The following is a 1507-nucleotide window of genomic DNA, read 5'->3' on the forward strand; positions in this document are numbered from 1 at the left end:
TCCTAAAGAATATTTGAAAAAAATTTCATAATAGACAAGATAAATGTGTCCACATTATTGACATAAGTACAATTTTATGTAGATACAGACGGTACATTCGAGCAGAACTTTTTAGTTAACGGAGACAGCAATGCAAGTTATACACTTATGTATATGAATAACAACAAAGGAACATATAACGGAACAGCATTAATGAGCGGAAACAGTACAATATTCTATGGAGCAAATTCATCAATAGAACTTGGAAGTTCATCATCTTTGATTGCTAATAATGGAAGTACAGTAGGAGTATACTCAGATGGTTTGTACAGCGGTGTTGCTGACTATGAAGCAATAAACAGAGGTAACATGGAGTTTGGCGACGAATCAGCAGGACTTTACGGGATAAACGGAGCAAGATTATTAAATACAGGAACAATATCAGTAGGTAACATGTCGCTTGGATTAAGCAGTGAAGGCAGTGACTATCTGAGAAATGCAGGAACAGTAAAGACAGGAAGCAACTCAATAGGTATGTCAGCTAAAAATACAGCTTTTACAGAAAATACAAAAGATATATTATCTACAGGGGAAAATGTAACGGGAATATATTCAAAAAACAGCGGAACAACAGTAGTTAATAATATAGGAAATATAAATCTGGCAGGATCAAATACAGTAGGAGTTTACCTAGAAGAAGGCGGACAGCAGACATTTACTAATACAGGGACAATAGAAACAACAAATACTGATAATACATCAATATCAAGTACAGGAATATATAATAACGGTCATACAGTAAATAATGCGGGCGACATAATATCAGGAATGAGTTCTGTGGGAATATACAATAAAAATGGAATAGTAAATCATTCAGGAAGCATTACATCAGAATCAGACGGACTGGGAATATATTCAACAGGAGGAGAGCTGAACCTTACAGGCGGTAAGATAGAAAATAAAGGTACCGGAATATTTGCAGAAAATAATGTTAAGATAACAAACACGGGAACAGAAATAAATACAAGAGACAATGGTACAGGATATATACTAAAATCAGGATCAAACTTAACAAGTAATCAGAATGCAGAAATAGGAAACGGCGGAATATATGTATACGGAGAAAATGCAGGAGATATAATAAACAGCGGATCATTAATATCGATGACAGGATCTGGAAGTATAGGTTTCTATCTTACAAACAGCGGAAATGTGACTAATAATGCTGATATTAATGGTTTGGGAACAGGAAATATAGGTATCTACAGTGATACAGGAAGTATAAAAAATACAGGAAATATAGCGCTGGGAGACTCAGAAATAATAGATGAAAAGGACTCTTCGAAGAACAGATACGCAATAGGAATATACGGAGAAGGAGTAGAGGTAAATAACTCCGGAAATATAAAAGTAGGATACAGAGGAACAGCAATATATACAGAAAACAACAAAATGACAAACAATGGAGAAATCAGATCAGACGGAGATTACGCAATAGGTTTATGGGGAAGTAAATCAGCAGTGGAAA

At 34.9% G+C, this 1507-nt stretch carries 1 pseudogene; it reads left to right on the forward strand.

Annotated features, from left to right (window positions below):
* Positions 1-147: 147 nt before the first annotated feature.
* A pseudogene (locus NK213_RS20005) lies at positions 148-1507 on the forward strand (autotransporter domain-containing protein); the annotation flags it as partial.

Origin of the sequence: Sebaldella sp. S0638 (assembly GCF_024158605.1) — a bacterium.
GTDB lineage: Bacteria > Fusobacteriota > Fusobacteriia > Fusobacteriales > Leptotrichiaceae > Sebaldella.